At 31.8% G+C, this 20,032-nt stretch carries 15 protein-coding genes and 3 pseudogenes; 3 read left to right on the top strand and 15 right to left on the bottom strand.

The annotated features are described in order from the left end of the window. Positions 1-4: 4 nt before the first annotated feature. From FYJ33_RS08530 to FYJ33_RS08520, 3 genes are all read right to left on the bottom strand, one after another. Complete coding sequence (locus FYJ33_RS08530) at positions 5-2,815, bottom strand: hypothetical protein (protein WP_154531330.1); 2,811 nt, start codon at positions 2,813-2,815, stop codon at positions 5-7. A gap of 336 nt (positions 2,816-3,151) precedes the next feature. Next, entirely contained in the window at positions 3,152-3,415 is a 264-nt protein-coding gene (locus tag FYJ33_RS08525) for a Txe/YoeB family addiction module toxin (RefSeq protein ID WP_154531329.1), read from the bottom strand. Next, complete coding sequence (locus tag FYJ33_RS08520; RefSeq protein ID WP_154531328.1) at positions 3,408-3,674, bottom strand: type II toxin-antitoxin system Phd/YefM family antitoxin; 267 nt, start codon at positions 3,672-3,674, stop codon at positions 3,408-3,410. The genes FYJ33_RS08525 and FYJ33_RS08520 overlap by 8 nt, the downstream gene beginning before the upstream one ends. A 225-nt stretch (positions 3,675-3,899) precedes the next feature. Here FYJ33_RS08520 and FYJ33_RS08515 point away from each other — a divergent pair, with 225 nt between their 5' ends. After that, positions 3,900-5,651 (top strand): ABC-F family ATP-binding cassette domain-containing protein, encoded by a 1,752-nt coding sequence (locus FYJ33_RS08515; RefSeq protein WP_154531327.1) that lies wholly within the window; start codon positions 3,900-3,902, stop codon positions 5,649-5,651. A 212-nt stretch (positions 5,652-5,863) separates the two neighbouring features. Beyond that, the gene (bsh, locus tag FYJ33_RS08510; RefSeq protein ID WP_154531326.1) at positions 5,864-6,850 is read left to right on the top strand and encodes a choloylglycine hydrolase; all 987 of its coding nucleotides are present in this window, start codon (positions 5,864-5,866) and stop codon (positions 6,848-6,850) included. 657 nt (positions 6,851-7,507) lie between these two features. On the opposite strand, the pseudogene FYJ33_RS08505 reads toward bsh, so the two are convergent. The 5 genes and pseudogenes from FYJ33_RS08505 to FYJ33_RS08485 all read right to left on the bottom strand — a co-directional run bounded on the left by FYJ33_RS08505 (position 7,508) and on the right by FYJ33_RS08485 (position 11,554). After that, positions 7,508-8,393 (bottom strand): annotated as a pseudogene (locus tag FYJ33_RS08505) (hypothetical protein). Between the two features lie 89 nt (positions 8,394-8,482). Further along, entirely contained in the window at positions 8,483-9,082 is a 600-nt protein-coding gene (gene pdxT, locus FYJ33_RS08500) for a pyridoxal 5'-phosphate synthase glutaminase subunit PdxT (RefSeq protein ID WP_154531325.1), read from the bottom strand. A gap of 1 nt (position 9,083) precedes the next feature. Next, positions 9,084-9,953 carry a pyridoxal 5'-phosphate synthase lyase subunit PdxS gene (pdxS, locus tag FYJ33_RS08495; protein ID WP_154531324.1) on the bottom strand — a complete coding sequence of 290 codons (870 nt, stop codon included), beginning with the start codon at positions 9,951-9,953 and terminating at the stop codon, positions 9,084-9,086. A gap of 180 nt (positions 9,954-10,133) precedes the next feature. Next, positions 10,134-10,622, bottom strand: coding sequence for a hypothetical protein (locus tag FYJ33_RS08490; RefSeq protein ID WP_154531323.1), 489 nt, complete (start codon positions 10,620-10,622; stop codon positions 10,134-10,136). A 539-nt stretch (positions 10,623-11,161) separates the two neighbouring features. Next, positions 11,162-11,554 (bottom strand): four helix bundle protein, encoded by a 393-nt coding sequence (locus FYJ33_RS08485; protein ID WP_154531322.1) that lies wholly within the window; start codon positions 11,552-11,554, stop codon positions 11,162-11,164. Positions 11,555-12,052: 498 nt separating this feature from the next. Here FYJ33_RS08485 and FYJ33_RS08480 point away from each other — a divergent pair, with 498 nt between their 5' ends. Then, positions 12,053-12,445 carry a hypothetical protein gene (locus FYJ33_RS08480; protein WP_154531321.1) on the top strand — a complete coding sequence of 131 codons (393 nt, stop codon included), beginning with the start codon at positions 12,053-12,055 and terminating at the stop codon, positions 12,443-12,445. A gap of 437 nt (positions 12,446-12,882) precedes the next feature. Here the strand turns inward: FYJ33_RS08480 and FYJ33_RS08470 are convergent. From FYJ33_RS08470 to FYJ33_RS08440, 7 genes and pseudogenes are all read right to left on the bottom strand, one after another. Continuing rightward, positions 12,883-13,458 (bottom strand): annotated as a pseudogene (locus FYJ33_RS08470) (GNAT family N-acetyltransferase); the annotation flags it as partial. 129 nt (positions 13,459-13,587) lie between these two features. Beyond that, positions 13,588-13,869 carry a LytTR family DNA-binding domain-containing protein gene (locus FYJ33_RS08465; RefSeq protein WP_328598667.1) on the bottom strand — a complete coding sequence of 94 codons (282 nt, stop codon included), beginning with the start codon at positions 13,867-13,869 and terminating at the stop codon, positions 13,588-13,590. 40 nt (positions 13,870-13,909) lie between these two features. Continuing rightward, positions 13,910-14,230, bottom strand: a pseudogene (locus FYJ33_RS08460) (ABC transporter permease); the annotation flags it as partial. Positions 14,231-14,371: 141 nt separating this feature from the next. Further along, positions 14,372-14,881, bottom strand: a complete 510-nt coding sequence (locus tag FYJ33_RS08455) for a GNAT family N-acetyltransferase (protein WP_154531319.1) — start codon at positions 14,879-14,881, stop codon at positions 14,372-14,374. 73 nt (positions 14,882-14,954) lie between these two features. Further along, a complete protein-coding gene (locus FYJ33_RS08450; protein ID WP_154531318.1) occupies positions 14,955-15,422 on the bottom strand; it encodes a VOC family protein in 468 nt (155 codons plus the stop codon). A 246-nt stretch (positions 15,423-15,668) separates the two neighbouring features. Continuing rightward, the gene (gene aac(6') / locus FYJ33_RS08445; RefSeq protein WP_154531317.1) at positions 15,669-16,133 is read right to left on the bottom strand and encodes an aminoglycoside 6'-N-acetyltransferase; all 465 of its coding nucleotides are present in this window, start codon (positions 16,131-16,133) and stop codon (positions 15,669-15,671) included. Positions 16,134-16,583: 450 nt separating this feature from the next. Then, positions 16,584-19,700, bottom strand: coding sequence for a ligand-binding sensor domain-containing protein (locus FYJ33_RS08440; protein WP_206046651.1), 3,117 nt, complete (start codon positions 19,698-19,700; stop codon positions 16,584-16,586). Positions 19,701-20,032: the final 332 nt, after the last annotated feature.

Raw genomic sequence — 20,032 nt, 5'->3', positions numbered from 1 at the left:
TTTATTATTCTTTCTTTTTGAAGAATATAGCACCTACTGCTGAAGCTATAATTACTCCAATTAATACTATTGTAGCAATCAATCCTTTGTTAGATGTCTTTTCAGACTTTGCTTCAACAGACTGATTATTGCTGTCTTTTTTATTCTCTACTTCAGAACCTGCTGTAGTATCCTCTTCTATATTATCAGCAGCTGCATTTTCTGTATTTTTATCTTCCTCTGCTGTATCAGCTATTGTGTTTTCAAGCGCATTGCCTGTAGTAACAACATTATTTACTGTTGCATTATAAACTACTTTTTCATTAGAAGCTCCTGAAACAGAAACAACATTTGACTCTTCTTTATTTTCCTTATCTACTGAATCACCCTTATTTATTGAATTACCTGTATTAGGCTTGCTAACATTAGGTTTTGAATCATTTACTGTACTGCTAGTATCTATCATGCTTATTCTTGTTAAGTTTTCAATTTTCTCACCATCAGTAAAAGCAGCACCTATATCATATATACCATTAGAATTTTGCTTTAAAGTATCAAATAACTTAGCGAATAGAACTATTCCTCCATCTGTTACAGTATAATATTCATCATTATAATCTACTATAGTATCTAAAGCTCTTACTCTAGCCATAGACGGCTTAGTTATTTTCACACCATTTACTACTATATACTGAATTTCTTTGTTAGTTAATTTACCTGATACAATTTTTATATTCTTTGGCTTAGCCACATCAAAAGTAACTTTTTCACCATTATCAATATTCACAACCTGAACATTATTTACAGGCTTTATTGGAGTTACTGGCGTTTGTGGTTTTACTGGTGTTTGTGGTGTATCCGGTAATACTGGTTCACCTGGCACTTCAGGCTTACTTTCTGTATCTCCACCATCTTCTGGTAGATTTGGAGTTTCTTCTTCTCCGCCTTCTACTGGTGGTTCTGGCGTTTCTTCCTTATCTCCATCATCTGGTGTTTCTTCACTGTCTGATGGTGGCTGATTATCTGGATCTGATGGCTTTTCTTCTTCCACATCTCCTGGAGGTGTCACCACTTCGTCATCTGGCTCTTCTGGTATTACTGGTACACCTGGTGTATCTGGTAATACTGGTTCATCTGGCACTTCAGGCTTACTTTCTGTATCTTCACCATCTTCTGGTAGATTTGGAGTTTCTTCTTCTCCGCCTTCTTCTGGTTCTCCTCCTTCTACTGGTGGTTCTGGCGTTTCTTCCTTATCTCCATCATCTGGTGTTTCTTCACTGTCTGATGGTGGCTGATTATCTGGATCTGATGGCTTTTCTTCTTCCACATCTCCTGGAGGTGTCACCACTTCATCATCTGGCTCTTCTGGTATTACTGGTACACCTGGTGTATCTGGTAATACTGGTTCATCTGGCTTCTCAGGTGATGATGGTTCATCAGGAGTAACCTCTATAGGATTTCCTGGCTTCACACCATCTAGTGTTACTTCCTGTGAGTCTGATTCTCCATTTTTATTCACTACAACTTGTCCATTTCCATCAACCTTAATATTATTAAGATCAATATTTAAAATAGGACCATCTGTATTCTGAATTACAGTTCCATTAGTAATCATTCCTATAACATCACCATAGTGATCAAGTCTTACTTCAGCCTTAGTATCAATAATTCCTATTTCAGTAGTATCATTTTCCTTCTGTACAGCAACAAGTAACTGATCATCATTACCTGGAACTAGCTTAATACCTTTAACATTTTCATAAGTTTCAATATCATATTGAAAATCTCCATCAATACACTTTACTGTGTAAGTTTTATTAGTTGAATATGTAACAGCCTGTGATTCAACAACTTGATATGTTTTACCACCAGCAAGCTTTAAGCTTTCCTTTACTATTCTAGGATCGTTATAATCCAGTGCATTTATGTATATCCTTCCAATATTATCTCCAATTAAAAGCATGTTTCCGTTTTCAGATCTTATAACAATTTTTATAGATGCATCATACTTATTATCTGCTGAAGCAGGTAGTATTTTTATAGATGCATTCTTATCCCTATTTCCTTCGCCATCAAATTGAACTACAAAGCCATCCTTTTTACTTGGATCATCAGCTTTCACTGCATATCCACTAAGGATAAATTTCTCATCATCTACTTCTATTCCACCAATAGCCCTAACTTCTGAATATTCACTACCAAGTATTGCAGCTACATCCTTGCTTTGAACAACTCTTTTGTTTTTAGTAACTATAATAACTGAAGTTTTATCATTCTTATCTTTTCCAATCATGCAGATATTTGCATCACCTAAGTATGTAGCTAGCGTTGGGATAAAGTTCTTCACAACTTCATTTCCATTTGGAGTTATTATAGCTGTTTCATTGTTTATTTCATCTACGATTAAATCAAGAGTAAGCTCTACATCATCATAATTTAAAACCTCTACTCCAACCATTTTTTCATCTTCTACTTTTGATGAATCTTTATCATAAACTCTTGTATATTTAAAATTATCTTTAATATAAGTAACAGTGTAACCACCTGTACTGTTCTCAACTATATCCTTAAGCGCAGCTTTTCCAATGTTATCTACTAATAACCACTGATCTGCATCTGCTGCAGCTTTTTCTTCAATTACAAGTTCACCTGAACTTATTACTGCTCTTATCTGCTTTCCACTGCTTAATGTTACGTTTTCATTTACATTAACTCCACACACTGAAAGATTATAATCCTGTGTATTTTTAACTGTCTGTGCATTAGCCGTAATTCCGCTGCAATTCATAAAAATTGCACTTGCCGCTAAAAGTGTAACTATTTTCTTCTTTTGCATAAGCTAACCCCTCTGTTATTATCAAATTTAATTATTTGTAAAAATTCTTTACCTCTTTAATGCATTTTGTCGTATATATATATCTTTTCGTACCTTTATATATTTACTTTATAAATTTGTAGATTTTTTGTCGAAAATGCAATTTATTTAAGCAAAAGAAAAATTCTATATTCTCATTTTAAATAGCAATAGAGCATCTGTAACCGTTGATACACTTGTTCCTATAATACAAATTATTATATTATTTAAAAATATACAATATATTTATTAAATCTACTGCTTATTCAAATAAAAAAAGCCAACATATCTCATATTCAAGATATATCGACTCTCAAATTAATTGTCACTATAATGATATCTACAAGCTAAAATGTATACATTGTTTACATCAATCTTATATATAAGTCTATCCTTATCATTAATTCTTCTGCTCCAAAAACCAGACAAGTTTCCTGTTAATGGCTCCGGTTTCCCAATTCCTTCATTTCCATTCCTACATATATCGTCTATCAATGAATTTATTTTTTTTAATGTCTTTCTATCTTCTGTCTGCCAGTAAGTGTAATCCTTCCACCCATTATCTGTGAAAACCTTATTCATCAATATCTTCCTCTATAAGTTCATGTGCTGAAAATTTTCCCTTTTCTAATTGTGCCTTTGATTCCATTAGCCAGTCATAATTTGTTTTATTGTCCATCACATGTATATTCTCCATAAGATTGTTGTAAGATTCTTCTGATAACATAACAACATTTCTATTATTTTTTCTTGTAATAATCATTGTTTCATAATCATCTGTTACCTTATCCATATATGTTTTCATATTGTCTCTTAAATTAGTATAATTAACAGCTAACATAATATCACTCCTTACGTACAGTTTACTGTACTTAAATTGTAACGTACAGTTTATTGTACGTCAATATTATTATATGCAAAATCTTTAATATATTTCACTAAATATATTAATACCTTAAATTCATTGAACTCATCATCAAAAAGTGTTACTCTATCACTATTGAATTCACTTAAATAAATAGAGATTTTATAAGCTCTCTTTTAAACAGCAAAGCGAGGTATAGCAATGATTAAAATAGAAAACTTATCTTACTCATTTAAAGACAAGGATTTATATAAAAACATTTCATTTACATTAGAAGATGATAAACATTGTGCTTTTATAGGTACAAATGGCAGCGGTAAAAGTACGCTGATAGATATGATTATGAATCCCGATGAATATTTATTTGATGGCACAATAGAAAAATCAGAGAAATGCAGAATCGGCTATGTACGTCAGTTTGCAGAGGACGATAAAGCAAGGAAAATTACTGTTTTTGACTATATATGTGAAGAATACATAAGACTTCAGAATGAAATAACAGCTATCTGTGAAGAAATGGGCACAGCAGAAGACATTGAACCATTAATGGAAAAGTATCAGGAAGCTTTAGATGCAGTGGACTCAATTGGCGGCGATGACTTTGAAAATAACGTCAATAAGAAGCTGAATCTTGCAGGCCTTAATAATTTTAAAGACACATTAATTTCTGAACTTAGCGGTGGAGAATTTAAACTTGTCCAGGTAATCAAGGGCATGCTTAATAAACCTGATCTTATTATTATGGATGAACCAGATGTGTTCCTAGATTTTGACAACCTTGATTCTCTTAAGAATTTAATCAACTCACATCAGGGTACAATGCTTGTAATCACTCATAACAGATATTTATTAAATAACTGCTTTGATAAAATCATTCACCTTGAAAACATGGAAATTCAGGAGTTTGACGGCAGCTATATTGATTACAACTTTAAACTTCTTCAAACTAAAGTAGAGCTTCAGGAATTATCTGATGCTGACACTGCTGAAATTGAGAGAAATGAGAAGCTGATTGAACTGTACAGAAAAAAAGCTGAAATAAATACTGAACGTGCTAGAGGCAACACTCTACAGGCCAGAGTCAAAATTAAGGAAAGATTAGAAGCACGTAGAATTAAGGCTCCATTCTTAGCTATCAAGGAACCTTACATTAATTTAAACACAAGCAATCAGCTTGCTGCAGAATGTACTGCTTTAAAGGTAACTGATTACAGTGTTGCCTTTAATGACACTTTATTAGAAGATGTTAATTTTGAACTTAAATCTACTGATAAGGCAGCCATTGTTGGCCCAAATGGTACTGGCAAGACTACTCTGCTTAACGATATTTTTGATAACAATAATCCATCTATTGAAGTAAATGAAGACATTAAGATGGCTCTTTTATCTCAGTTAAAACTTAAGACAATGAATGAAGAAAACACTATACGTGAAGAATTCATAGAAGCAGGCTTCATGAACAGTGAAGAAATAATGGATCATATTTCAGACTACGGCTTCGAAAATGAAGAAATCCTTCAGCAGACAATTAAGTCTCTATCAGGCGGTGAAAAGAACATGCTGCAGCTAGCTAAAATCTCAGCCAGCAATGCAAATTTACTGCTGCTTGATGAACCAACAAGTCACTTAGATACATATTCACAAATATCACTAGAAAAAGCAATCAAAGCTTACAATGGAGCTGTATTAATGGTTTCTCATGACTTCTACTCAATCGCCAACTGCATGGACTACGTCCTAATAGTTGAAGATAAAAATATCAGAAGAATGAATCTGAAAAAGTTCAAGAAAATGGTCTACGAAAACCACTTCGGCAAAGACTACCTAGAAATCGAACAGAACAAAAAACATGTTGAAACACAAATAGAATTAGCACTAAAAGATAATGATTTTGTAACTGCTAAAGAACTGTGCGAAGAACTGGCAAAACTGGTAAAGGCACTGCAGGCGTAAGAGATAAATTGCAAAAATCTATACAAAAATAAAGCTGCCAGCGATGGCAGCTTTTATCATTATTTCTTAACTAATATTAATGTACCTAGCCCCACTTATCATGTCCACTACTTATCCAAATTATAAACATAAATAAATTTGACTTATTTAGTTAATACTAAACTTATTAAAAACATAAAATTTGATATAAATTTTTATTAACGGAGGAAGATATGTGTACAGCATTAACTTTATCAACTAAAGACGGATATAACTTATTCGGAAGAAATATGGACTTAGCATATTCATTTAATCAGGCAGTAACTTTAGTGCCTAGAAATTATGAATATAAAGATAACATTACTGGCGAAATGAGAAAGAATAAATATGCAGTATTAGGTATGGCATCTATTATAGATAATTACCCTGCCTTTGCAGATGGATGCAACGAAAAAGGATTGGGATGTGCAGGACTTAATTTCCCTGGTTGTTTCTATGTAGAAGAAAAATTAGTTGAGGGAAAGAAAAACTTAGCTCCATATGATTTACTCTTATGGATACTCGCCAACTTCAAAACAGTAGATGAAGTTTTAGATAATATTAAAAATATAGAATTAGTAGGTATACCACTTAATGATAAAACTCCAATCCCAACTCTTCACTGGATAGTTTCAGACACAGAGGGAAAATCTATAGTCATAGAAAAAACAAAAGAAGGCTTAAAAACTTTTGAAAACCCAATTGGTGTTTTAACTAATTCACCAACATTTGATTGGCATATGACTAACTTAAATGAATATATCAAAACTACACCTATTCAGCCAGAACCTGTAAAATGGCTTAACGAAGAATTAAAACCGTTAGGAGTAGGTCTTGGAACAAAGGGACTTCCAGGAGGACTTTCTGGAGTTGACAGATTTGTAAGGATAGCATACTTAAAAGCACAATATCCTCAGTCAGAAAACGTAATGTCTGGAATAAGCCAATTCCTTCATATGTTAAATAATGTTGCCATGCCTAGAGGTGCTGTCATCAATGAAAAATCTGATGATATAACTTTATATACTTCTTGTATGTTGCTGCAAAAAGGAATTTACTATTATTCCACATATAACAACAACGGAATAAGTGCTGTTGATATGAATAAAGAAGACTTAGATGGAAAAGAAATCAAAAGATTTGATTATATCGATGAATTAACTATAAAATATCAAAATTAAGCAATATAAATGAAGAAATCCTTAAGCAGACAATAAAGTATCTATCAAGTGGCGAAAAGAACATGCTACAGCTAGCAAAAATCTCAGCCAGCAATGCAAACCTACCGCTGCTTTATGAGCCAGCAAGCCACTTAGATACATATTAAGAAATAGTAACTATATTATTAAAAACATACAGAGTAACTACAAAGTCATTTATTAGGGGATTAAACATTCTTCTTTTTCTAACATCTGCAGTTATACCATTGTATCCTATTCCTTTAATATAAACATACTTATTTTATACAAAGAGCTCACCAGCTACAAGCGAAATACTATCTCCTCCAAGCATTTCTCCTATGAATGTCATAATTAAAGGTCTGCACGTAACGATAAGGAAACAACTAAAGTGAATTCAACTCTCGAAGCAAATTTTTCTCAGCGTAGCTGACCCCTCACCTTTGGTGAATTTCACTCGCGTCAGCGAATTTCACTCAGCGTAGCTGAATCTCACTCGCCAAGCGAATTTCATTCACCGAAGGTGACTCTCTCGCGTCAGCGAATTTCACTTTCATCAAAATCAACTCGTAAAACAAAAAATAAGCTATGAACCAAGTATAAACTTGAATTCACAGCTTACCAAACAAATTGAGGAATTTTATTATCAGTTCAAAATCCTTAATTCTTTTTCATGCCTAAAGTAGTGTTATCTGATTTCCTATCTCTTAATTCAGCAACAGGGCTTTCTGAATCTATATATCTGTAATCCTGTCCTTTTTTACTTATATAATCTACAATAACTTTATGTGTAGGTACCCCTTCTACTGGAGTATTTAATTTATCCTGGAACTTAAAGAATCTGTCATTATCATCTAATTTAGATACATCAACATAATCTTCATTATGAGAAGTTAACTGTACTGATGAATTTAATACATTTCTTACATACTCTTTATTTTCATGAAGCCTAACGAGTTCTGGAAATTCTCCATTAGGAATAACCTGCTGCCATTCTTTATTTTCATACTTCTGAAGCAATTCAACAGCTTTATGTAAATGAGATAACTCTTCTTCAAAATGTCTTTCCCATACTTTCTTTATATACTCATCTGTCTCTGTTTCATAACAAGAATAGTAAGAATAACATTCAGTATATTGATGCATTAATAGGCATTCCAACATAGTTGTATTAGGATCAATTAAACTTCCATATTGAGTAACATGCTGTTCTTCAATAAGCCCTATTTTCTGATATAACTGCCTTCCTATTTCTGATTCATCATATACTGCACTTGTATTCATAGTCTGCTGTTCTGCAGCTGTAATTATATCAACATGTAATTTTGTAAATTAATGCAAGTTCTCTTCTTAAATCATTGTTATCACATTTTCTTTGTGATTGATGTCCAAACCAAACCTGCTCAAATTCTGTCCCGTTCATTAATATCACTCTTGTTTTTGTATACGGATCTACTGTATTTTTATTATATGGTTTTAATTTTATAGAGTCCCAATTTCTAAATAAGTCGTCAATTGGCTTGTAAGATTCATTAAATGGATTCATTATTTTATACTTCCTTTCAAAAATAAACTTTCTTTTATTTTTTACCATAAAGTACAAATATATCCATATATTAAATGTGGTTATCAAATTTAATAAATTGAAAGGTTATCTACAAGAGATGAATGCACAATTTCTTCTATAAAAAATCTCATAAAGCTTAAATCATTTGTAAGCTCTGGATGAAATGAAGTAGCTAGAATATTTCCCTGCCTTGCTGCTACTATGTTGCCATTTACTTCACATAGTATATCAACATCAGTGCCAGCCTCTAATACATAAGGAGCTCTTATAAAAACAAGTTCTATTTCTTTGTCTGAAACGCTCTTTATAACCTTTTTAGTCTTAAAGCTGTCTATCTGTGTACCAAATGCGTTCCTTCTCACCTTTATATCCATAACTCCCAGATAATTAAAAGGTTGATTTTCTATTTCTTTAGCTAGAAGTATCATTCCTGCACAAGTTCCCCATACTGGCATACCACCTTGAATCTTTTCTCTGAGGCATTCCATAAGTCCAGTTATTCTCAACAGTTTTCCTATAGTCGTACTTTCACCACCTGGAAGTATTATTGCATCTATTTTTTCAAAATCCTCTGCAACTTTGACTTCAATTCCTTTGTGTCCAAGTGCTTCAATCTGTTTTAAATGCTCAATGACTCCACCTTGAAGTGCTAAAACTCCGATATTCATCTTACCATCCTCTTTCAGAATATTTTTCAGCTACTTCTTTGGCATTTACTCCTTGCATAGCTTCACCTAAATCTTCTGATACTTCTGCTAACTTTTTAGGATCATTATAATATGTTGTAGCAAGGACTATCGCTCTAGCTCTTTTTTCTGGATTATCAGATTTAAATATTCCAGAACCAACAAATATTCCATCACATCCAAGCTGCATCATAAGTGCTGCATCTGCTGGTGTGGCAATTCCTCCTGCTGCAAAATTAACTACGGGTAACTTGCCATTTTCCCATACATATTTAACAAGCTCGTATGGAGCTCCATATTTTTTTGCTATTGCCATTAATTCTTCTTTACCTGCTTTTTGAATTTCTTTTATCTCACTAGTCATTGTCCTCATATGAGTGACAGCATTAACTACATCACCAGTTCCAGCTTCACCCTTTGTTCTAATCATTGAGGCTCCTTCCCCAATTCTTCTTAACGCCTCTCCTATATTAGTTGCACCACACACAAAAGGCACCTTAAAACTTGTCTTATCTATATGGTACTTATCATCTGCTGGTGTAAGTACCTCGCTTTCATCTATGAAGTCTATATTCAAAGCTTCTAATATCTGAGCTTCTACAAAATGTCCAATCCTTACCTTTGCCATTACCGGTATTGTAACAGCATCTTGTATTTCCTTTATCATCTTAGGATCTGACATCCTGGCAACTCCGCCTTCTTTTCTTATATCTGATGGAACTCTTTCAAGAGCCATTACTGCACATGCACCAGCCTTTTCTGCAATAATCGCCTGCTCCTTATTAGTAACATCCATAATAACTCCGCCCTTTAGCATCTGAGCCAGATTTTTATTTATTGATTCTCTTTCCATTTTTGAAATCCCCCTTTATTTAATATAACTACATAATATTACAAATCCCCCACTAAGTATAATGTACCGGTACAATTTCTTATTGACTTGTTAAATATCAAAAAAATAAGCTATGAACCGAATATATCAATTCATAGCTTTCTTCTTTTATGTATTTATTTATAATTTAAAATCTCTTATTTAAGCAGCAGCTGCTGAATTCTGATCTGCATCTGACTTTTTCTGAATCTTTCTTAAGATAGCTCTTGCAATTGGTCCAGCAACTAATATGTTTAAGAAAAATGCTGCACAGAAATTTCTTGGCCATCTTATAAAGAACTCACTTGCTACAAGAGAAAGGCTGTCACCACCAAGCATTCCCCCTATGAATGTCATAATCAAAGACATGCAAGTTACTATAAAGAAACAGTTAAAAAGAATCATTGCATTCTGGCTGTCATTCTTTCCGCTGAACTTAGCAAGAAGCGCTCCATTAATCTTTCCAACAACAGCTCCTTCAAGTATAAAAGCTATAATAAAAGTAACAGGAAATGCCTTTAAGCATACCATCAACACTTCTCCGTCAAATTTGCCCATATGTATAGAAATGTTCAGCATTCCCATGAAAAACACCATAATAAAGCACATACATATTCCAAAAATTATTCCCTCTTTTTTATTCCTCGGCATAAAACCCTCCTAAGTATATCAATTATTTATTAGATTTTTACTACCCTTGCAATTTAATACTCCAGGCAGCGAAATTCATTATATCATAATAAATTTTTTTTCGTAATGATTTTTTATGAGTATTTTTCCCATAACATTCAATAAGAATCAATCCTTATTATCAGTTAGATTTGTCATGATAAATAACTATATAATAAATATAATTTATTGCCAAATTCCAAGTTTCACTTTAAACTCCGAGCTTGTCCACTAATCTTAGCTTGTCCCCTTAATCTTAGCTTGTCCACCAAACTCTCATTTTTAAAATCAATATAACTTATGCAGCAAATTCTTCTCACAAAAAAGCTACAAATCAAAAATAAACTTCAATTCATAGCTTGTCCCCCAGTCCATCACTCGCGAAGCGAATTACACTCAGCAAAGCTGAATTTCACTCACCTTCAGTGACTCCTCCCCCTCTGTCGTATCTACTTTTTACATGAAAAATAAGCCATGAACCAAGTATATACTCCAATTCACAGCTTGTCCCACTGTCTCACTCACCAGTGCCATCGCTCCTCTCTCTTCATTTCCTTTTCTCTTATTTTCTTATTTGTAGTAATAGAAGCTATCAGCATCCGTCTTACTCTTCCATAGTTATTAAGAAACTTTTTATATACTTTTTCATCAGTAATATACTTAGTCTTATATAAAAGCTCTAACCAATATTCACTTTCAAAACATTCCTTTAATGCAATACTCAGTTTTGAAATAAGATCCGCCCTACTCTGAGCATATTGCGCTTCATGTATATTAGCTCCAACAGAAGTTCCTGATCTTATAAGCTGCTTAGTTAATATATATTCTCTTCTATCATTCATAATCTCCTTACATAACTCAATAATACTTATAGCTAATTCTTTAGACTTATCAAGCATAATACTCTCAGACAACACAATCACTCCTTAACCTTTTATTAAAGATTATAGCCAAAGAAAATTATATTAATCATGCAAAATAATAAAAAAGCTACAAATCGAATATTACCTTTAATTCATAGCTTGTCCCACGCCTTTCCCTCAGCACAGCTGAATTTCCCTCACCCTTGGTGAATTTCACTCGCGTCAGCGAATCTCACTCAGCATAGCCGAATTTCCCTCGCGCCAGCGAATCTCACTCAGCGTAGCTGACTCCTCCCTCGCGCCAGCGAATTTCCCTCAGCGTCAGCTGAATTTCACTCGCAAAGCGAATTTCCCTCGCGACAGCGACCATTTCTCGCGCCAGCGAATTTCCCTCGCGTCAGCGACCATTTCTCGCAAAGCGAATTTCCCTCACCGAAGGTGCCAATGGTGAAGAATATTTTTTTATAACAACTTTTATTTTCTTGTCATATTATACCTTTATAAACTCTTATAATATGACTATAGGATAAATTAAGGGGTGTTTAGAATATGAACATGATGAATATATCAATACTATTAAAGGATCAAGGTTTTAGAGAATATCTAAAAGAATTTTTATATTTTACTGATGAAGATGTAAAGAACTTATCTAGTTATAACGCTACTAAAGGAGTAGTATTAGATCAGGACGTAGCACATTATTTTACCCTGTATCAGGATTTTAATAATGGTAATAGATTTTTATTGCAAACAAATGAATACGCTTACGGTGCTATAAGATTTAGACGACCTAGATATATTGTATTCAGTGTTGTTGATAATAAAATAGTAATAGACCATAACAAGTATGAAGATACTTTTAATATAACAAAATGGCAGTCAACAGATGAAAAATACTATGAAATAATTGAAGATAATGACAGTTCTATGTGTTCCATTTGATATAATTAAATTTACAGTTTATTGTAAACCTATTCATAGCGAAATGATTAAAATAAAAAAGGGTGAAAGACATATTCCGAAGCCGACCTCGTTCCCTACGGTCTCTTAAGGTTGTTTCTTCACATGTCTTTCACCCCTTGATGACTAAAGGACGAAATTGCATTCTACCATTCTTTTACACAAACGTGTAAACCCTTTATTTACTACACTTTATATCATTAAAAAATTATGTTTTTGAATGCAATTTCCTTTACATTAAGAAATAGACCTCAGCATTAAGTTTCTGAGGTCAGGTTTATCTATAGTTAGGGTACACATAACTTCAAATTATCTAATATTTTTTAACTTAGCAGAATGTTGCAAATTAAATTCCTAGTTTAACTTTCTTGCTTTAATTACAAATGTTACTGGAAGCATTTGCGCCTTTTTTGCAAACTAATAAAAACTCCATCCTTTTTTAAATAAGAAGCAATCCTTTTAAAAGTTCCAACTAAATCTGTTGTCCATCCTATACCATAAACAGAATAAACATAATCGAAATAATCTTTAGGAATACCACACTCTTCTTCCATTGAAGCACAAATCAGCTTTGCCTCAAACTCTCTTAAAATTTCAAATCCTTGCTTTTTATATAGATTAACTGCTGAGGTATTTGACTGGATCACTTCAAGCAAATATTGTTTAACCTGCATCTTTTTTAATAATTCCTTTGCATAAAGAAACATATTACTTGTTATACCATGATTTCTATAGTCAGGTATTACAGCTGTTCCTGTATCATAAGCAGTTAATTTTCCATTCCATTGTCTAACTGCATTTAAAAGAAATCCAACTAAAACATTCTCCTCAAATGCTCCTATTGAAGCTTTTGCAACATATCCTGTTCACTTAAGCATCTGTTGCAGCTTTAAAAGAGGCAGTTCCATTTTTACTTGATAATCTGAAAATGCCTCTAAAAATGTACTATGTAATTCTTCAATACTTGTGTTTTCAACTGTGTTATAACTAAACATTTTAATTTACCTCCCACTTAAATTGATTATATTCTTAATTATAACATATACTTCCATACAATTATTGAACCGCCAATATGGCTGTTTTATTTTTTAGAATTGTTGTGATAAAGTAAAGGTGTAACAAATTTATATTTCTTTTTCACTATTAAGCAGTTTTTTTATCCCTCTTGTAGATACAAGACATTCCTCACCATTAATCATATATACTATCCTGTTTTTTTTATCAATCTCCTTAATCTTATCCTTATTAATAAGAAAAGAATTGTGGCATCTACAGAAACGTTCATCTATCATATTCTCAACATCCTTCATTTTGCTATAAAATTCAACCTGCCTATTTTTACAATGAAGAATTACTTTATGTATTATAGTAGAAGTTTCAAAATATATTATCTCATCAAAATCCACGTTAATTAATGTATCATTTTTATTCCCATTTAAAGCACTTAATTGCAACTATTGAACAAATAGCAGTTATTATTAACATAATAACTATTGGATCAACAGGTGTTACTTTAAATCGCTTTAAAATATGCTTACTTCTATAATCTGAAACTACTAAAGGTAAGCCCATAACTCCTCCAGCACAAATTGCAATAGATGTTATTGCTCCAAATGATTGCTCTAAAAATGTATAATTTGCCCCTTCAAAAGCAGGCTTATTTCCATAAATAACTCCTATTGCTACAAGTACAACTATGGGCATACATATAGAAAATATGAACATGTCCATTCCTCTTAATGATAACTTCAACTCTGTTTTTAACATTGTATTATTGAATATTTTCTTTTCATTTCATATAACATTTCTAATATCTCCTCAGCATTTTTGATAGCTAAATTCAAAGAAATTATAAGCTTATCACATACTGAAATAATATCTTCATCTTCATTAGTTGAATTTTTTCTCCTACAATGTTATCCAGTATCTCTGCTCAATAACACCATCTTCAACTACTTCGTTTTCTAGAACTCCACCATTGTTCATTATTGATTTAGCAGAGCCAATATTGTCTTTATCACATGTCATCAGTACTTTTGTGATACCAAGTTTTCTGCATTCTTCTAAGCCAAGCTTGATCATGGCAGTTGCATATCCCTTTCGCCTTTCACTTGGTCTTATTCCATCACCTATATGTCCACCTGTGTAAAGCAGCTCATCATTTAAATAGTGACGAATATTAATTGCTCCAACAAAAATATTCCTGTCTAAATCCAAGCAGAAAAATGTTGAATCAGGCACACGTCCATCTTTTTCTTCTTTTATCTCCAGATTTTCAAGATAATAATCAAAATCATGATAATCATTTCTTCTAATCATATATGGAGAAAAATTCTGTTCTACAGCAAGCCATTCATCCATCATATCAAATAACTGCTGCTTATATTCATACGATAATTTAACTAATTTTATATTCATGTCTTAGCCCCCTTCAGCACCGTACTTACATTTATTACACAAGTATATCAAACTTTGTAATTAATAACAAATATTATTCCAGGCATGATTTTATATAATCAATTGGCACGTCCATTCTTGTAGCAATTTCATCTTCAGAAAGCCCCTGCTTAAAGAACCTCTTCACAACATTAACCATATTTTCTCCAACCTCTATTATGTGCTTATCTAGATCATAAAATCTTACTACCCTTTGACCCCATCTGTGCTCAAATAATCTATGTACATACTCTATATTTTCAAGAGTATCTAACTTTTTAATAAACTTGTCCATATCATCTTCCTCAAAATACAATTCACATGCATTATTTTTTATAATGATGTCACTTGTATCTTTATTGATGAAGTTCTTCCATGTTTCTAATGTTTGTAATGAAATATTCCCTGTTAAAGTTACATTAGCACCAAAATCAGCAATAACATCAAGTCCCAATACATCATGGTAAAATTCCTTAGATTTTTTTATATCAGATACAACAATTAATGTACTTACATATCTCATATTTCACGTCCTCCATAATTTTTATTTACATCTCACCTAATATCACCATTGTAACACATATTGTATTTTTTTCTTTTATTGTAATATAGTTATTAAGCTACTACACTTAGTTTGTAGTTATATAAATGAAATAAAAAAGGGTGAAAGACATATTCCGAAGCCGACCTCGTTCCCTACGGTCTCTTAAGGTTGTTTCTTCACATGTCTTTCACCCCTTGATGACTAAAGGACGAAATTGATGCTGTTCTATTTAAGCAAAGCTAAATTACTACCTGTTTTCAAATTCTTTGTAAAACAGATAATACGATTCGCTTCTTTAAATCCCACATTTAAATGAAACTTTAAACTGGTATCATTACTCAGTTCACAGTCACTTGCAAATTCTGTACATCCCTTTTCTAATGACCATTGCTCGCAATTCTTTAGTAATTCCCTTGCATAACCCTTCTTTCTAAATCCATCTTCTATAAAAATACCTTCCAAATAGCCAACAGGACTGCTACTAGTGCCTTCTACATAATCATAGCGTAACTGACACTGAGCAAATCCTATTGCCTTCCCTTCATTAGTTACTATGAATTCAGCTGAATCCTCAGAAACAATAATTTCATGAAACTCCTCTTCCAATTCATCTAAAGTATGACTACTCCACATCTTATGAGCCATCTTTGCTATAATATTTACATCATTTAAACCAGCTTTATATATCATAATATCCTCCACTTCAGCAATTATTAAAATCATCTATTTCTTTGATAATAATATAGTACCATAAAATGTAATACAACATATTAACTCTCTACATTTTTTCTTTAATAAACTTATATAGCTTGTCCAAATAATTTCCTCATCATTATTAGTTGGAATTATATCTCTAACAGATAAATAGGAAATTTTTTTCACCCATAAATAAATCTTGAATTCATAGCTTGTCCACTGTTCCACTCGCGTCAGTGAATTTCTCTCAGCAAAGCTGAATCCTCACTCGCAAAGCGAATTTCTCTCAGCGTAGCTGAATCTCACTTACGAAGCAAATTTCACTCCCCCACTCGCGTCAGCGAATTTCTCTCAGCGTAGCTGAATTTCACTCACCTTCGGTGAATCTCACTGGCGTAGCGAATTTCACTCGCAAAGCGAATCTCACTATCATCAGCGACTTTCCTATTTCACCGGCAATGTTATTATAAACTCACTACCAACGTTAGGCTTACTTTTTAACTCTATATCTCCATTATGAAGCTTTATTATCTGTTTTGTTATAGTAAGTCCTAATCCACTGCCACCTTTTTGCTCAGATGTTTTATCTATTCCCTGATTAAATCTGTCAAATATTATTTTCTGGTTTTCTTCACTAATACCTGCTCCATTATCTTTTACACTTATCTTAATCTCTGTATCTAAATCAAATACTTTTACTTCGATTAAACCGCCTTCAGGTGTGAATTTTCCTGCGTTGCTGACTAAATTAATAATGCATCTTTCTATATCAAGCTTATCGCATTCAATTGATTTCTCCTCTACATCAGTATCAAAAATCAATTCAATACCCTTGTCCTCTATGTAATCCTTCATATCAAGCACTGTTTCTTCAACAAGATAAACGATATCCACACTTTCTTTATTTATAACATACCTGTTATTCTCCATTTTAGAATAGTCAATTAAGTTATTGATAAGGCTTAACAATCTGTTACAATTTCTGTGCATTGCATCCATATAATATGATAGCTTTTCATTAGGTACAATCTGATCATTTCTAATAAACGATATGATTAATTGATTTATACTGGTAATAACATTTAAAGGAGTCCTAAGTTCATGTGACAGATTCACAAAATAATTGTTTTTAGTCTTCTCTAATTTTAGTAGCTGATTGAACAACTCTTCATTTCTTTTCATCTCTTTTCTTAATTCATTAGTTCGTATGTTAACTAGGCTGTCCAAAGTTTTAACTTTGCTTCTAGCTACATATATAGCTAATATTATTAAAATGAAGTAAAGACATAAGGCATACTTGCTAATCAAGATAGGAGGTTTAATGGTAAATTTCACCGAACTAACTTCACTGATTATTCCATGTTGTGTTATCGTCTTTATTTCTAAGTCATAATCTCCTGGAGATAGCTTGGCAAATGTAAGTAAATTACTTCTAGTTTCATTCCAATCTTCCTCTAAACCTTTTAATCTATAATAATACTTTGTATTTTTTGTATTTTTATAGTCATTTGTAAAATAGTTTATTTTTATATTATTTTCACTAAACTCAAACTTCATATTATTAATATCTTTTTTACTTATACCGTTTACCTCAAATCCATCAAAGATAACTTTAGGTTTAAATGTAGATATCTGAATATTGTCTATATTAATAATATTAAATCCATTTATCCCTCCAAAGTAAAGATGTCCATCTTCACTATTAAAACATGCCCCTCCATTAAATTCATTAGACTGAAGTCCATCTTCAACTGTAAAATTCCTAAATGTTTTATCCTGCATAGAAAACATAGAAATACCACCATTTGTACTCATCCATACATAATTATTTTTATCAACTAATATTCCATATACAGTATTATTTATTAATCCATCATTTTCTGTGTAATGAGTAAATTTGTCTGTATCTGGATTTAGTATATTTAGGCCATGATTAGTTCCTACTAATATATTGCCATCTATATCCTCATTTATATACAATATTGTATTATTACTTATACTTGTATTATCTTTAGGATTATATTTATATATTTTGTGTGTTTTAGTATCTAGATTTACTTTTATTAAACCACCCTCTAAAAAACATCCAATGTATAAATTACCCTTTGAATCTTCATATAAAGATCTTATAAATTTATCTGATACACCTATCTCATCAAAAATTTCTGGTTTATCAATAAACCTACAACTACTTGTATCAAATATAGCTAGTCCTTTAACTGTTCCTATTAATAAATTTCCTTTAGAATCTATTATTAATGATCTTACCTTATTTGCTGGCAAGCCATCTTTAACTGTATAGTTCGTTATAGAATAGTTGCCATTATCAGATTTAGTAATAACTGATAAACCTTCATTAGTTCCTACATATATTTTGTCCTTAAATCCTATTATTTCATATACCTCATTACTATTAATATTGCTATTTTCTTTTTTTAAATGTTTTATAGTATCTCCTTCAATAATATTAATACCGCCATCATTAGTACCTATCCATAACGTTTCATCAGCTTCCCTATATATAGAATTAACCATGTTACCACTTAAGCTTTTTTTATCAAATGGGTTTGCTTTATAGTGTTTAAAATTATTCCTAGGATTAAAAATTGATATGCCACTATATGCACCTACCCATATAAGACCACTGCTGTCTTTTAATAAGCATCGCGTTTTATCATTTACTATACTGTCCTCTTCAAAAAAATCCTTTTTATATGCTGTAAACTTTTCTTCTTCGTAATCAAAATTACAAAGTCCTCCCTCAGTAGCTATCCATAGCTTTCCCTTAGGTCCAAGTACTACATCCTTCACTTCATCACTTAATATTGATTGTTTACCCTTTATATGTCTGTAGTTATCTACTCTTTGATTTCTTGTATTAATTCTAAATAATCCACTATCTAAGGTGCACACCCATATATTACCCAATAAATCATCATATGTAGTGTACGCTTCAACTTTTCCAATAGTATTCTCATATGAATTCAGCTTCTTTAAATTTTTATCGAACTCAATAACACCTGCATCTGTACATATCCATATATTTCCGAAAGAATCTTCTTTTACAGAATATATATATTGACTTGGAAGATCATCCTCTTTATCTAAAATCCTGAAAAACCTATCATTATTTTCATCATACATATTAAGGCCATCTTCAGTAGCTACAATTACTTTATTATCTTTAGTACTAAGAACCTGGCATACTCCATTGTTCGATAAGTTTCCACCATTTTCATCTGAAGTATAATTCCTTATTGTTTCTGAATCAGTATTTATTCTACTTAGACCTTCTAAAGTAGATATCCACATATCACCATTCTTATCTTCTTTAATATCAATAATAAAATTGCTTATTATTGAATTTTTATCATACTTATCATTTTTATATATTTTAAATTCATGTCCATTATATCTGTTCAAACCATCATTAGTACCTATCCATATATATCCCTTGCTGTCCTGATACATACTATCTACTGTAGACTGTGATAAACCATCTTTAATTGTTATATTATTAAATTTAATATTTTCACTTATACTCCCATAGGCTATGTTCATATTTATAAACGAAAAAAATAATATGAAACTTAAAATTCTTATTATGTACCTGTTTATTTTCATATTTCTCCTTTGTATGTTGAATATAGTTTAAATTTTAAAGAAAATCTCTCTATTATATATCGACATAAAGGATACTCTTCTGAAATAAAAAACAAGCTAAGTATTTACATATTTATAACTACGTTCAATACGGTCATGCTCTCAAAACTAAAGGCTAATATATGTAAGAATATTACTTATTTCGCACATATTTTTAAAAGAATTTTCTAAGATGTATATTTGCATACATAATCTTAATACATTGAAATATTGTTTATATTTTAACAATA

It is taken from the genome of Inconstantimicrobium porci (genome assembly GCF_009696465.1).
GTDB lineage: Bacteria > Bacillota > Clostridia > Clostridiales > Clostridiaceae > Inconstantimicrobium > Inconstantimicrobium porci.
The sequence above is the reverse complement of the archived record's forward strand: the minus strand, read 5'-3'. Positions and strand labels throughout refer to the sequence as shown.

Excerpts from the sequence above, each read along its gene's own strand:
- FYJ33_RS08530 (WP_154531330.1), bottom strand. The coding sequence starts at position 2,815 with ATGCAAAAGAAGAAAATAGTTACACTTTTAGCGGCAAGTGCAATTTTT.
- FYJ33_RS08525 (WP_154531329.1), bottom strand. The coding sequence starts at position 3,415 with ATGAATAAGGTTTTCACAGATAATGGGTGGAAGGATTACACTTACTGG.
- FYJ33_RS08520 (WP_154531328.1), bottom strand. The coding sequence starts at position 3,674 with ATGTTAGCTGTTAATTATACTAATTTAAGAGACAATATGAAAACATAT.
- FYJ33_RS08515 (WP_154531327.1), top strand. The coding sequence starts at position 3,900 with ATGATTAAAATAGAAAACTTATCTTACTCATTTAAAGACAAGGATTTA.
- bsh (WP_154531326.1), top strand. The coding sequence starts at position 5,864 with ATGTGTACAGCATTAACTTTATCAACTAAAGACGGATATAACTTATTC.
- pdxT (WP_154531325.1), bottom strand. The coding sequence starts at position 9,082 with ATGAATATCGGAGTTTTAGCACTTCAAGGTGGAGTCATTGAGCATTTA.
- pdxS (WP_154531324.1), bottom strand. The coding sequence starts at position 9,953 with ATGGAAAGAGAATCAATAAATAAAAATCTGGCTCAGATGCTAAAGGGC.
- FYJ33_RS08490 (WP_154531323.1), bottom strand. The coding sequence starts at position 10,622 with ATGCCGAGGAATAAAAAAGAGGGAATAATTTTTGGAATATGTATGTGC.
- FYJ33_RS08480 (WP_154531321.1), top strand. The coding sequence starts at position 12,053 with ATGAACATGATGAATATATCAATACTATTAAAGGATCAAGGTTTTAGA.
- FYJ33_RS08455 (WP_154531319.1), bottom strand. The coding sequence starts at position 14,881 with ATGAATATAAAATTAGTTAAATTATCGTATGAATATAAGCAGCAGTTA.
- FYJ33_RS08450 (WP_154531318.1), bottom strand. The coding sequence starts at position 15,422 with ATGAGATATGTAAGTACATTAATTGTTGTATCTGATATAAAAAAATCT.
- FYJ33_RS08440 (WP_206046651.1), bottom strand. The coding sequence starts at position 19,700 with ATGAACATAGCCTATGGGAGTATAAGTGAAAATATTAAATTTAATAAT.